Source organism: Mycobacterium sp. IDUB_19, assembly GCF_055419445.1.
Window position 1 is genome coordinate 1 of sequence record NZ_JBVAXR010000218.1, and the last position, 282, is coordinate 282.

The 282-nt window shown below is 64.5% G+C and carries 1 protein-coding gene; it reads left to right on the forward strand.

What is annotated here, in order from left to right:
- The coding region (locus ACZY0B_RS28020; protein WP_463767464.1) for a class II fructose-bisphosphate aldolase at positions 1-282 on the forward strand (282 nt) is incomplete at both ends.

The window sequence follows — 282 nt, forward strand, 5'->3', positions numbered from 1 at the left end:
ACATGGCGCTTACCTGCTGGCCGCGACGTTCGGCAACGTGCACGGTGTCTACAAGCCCGGCAACGTGGTGCTCAAGCCCGAGGTGCTCGCCGAGGGGCAGCGGGTGGCCGCCGCGAAGCTCGGGTTGCCCGGTGACGCAAAGCCTTTCGATTTCGTCTTCCACGGCGGGTCGGGTTCGCTGAAGTCCGAGATCGAGGATTCCCTCAAGTACGGCGTGGTGAAGATGAACGTCGACACCGACACCCAGTACGCCTTCACCCGTCCGCTGGCCGCGCACATGTT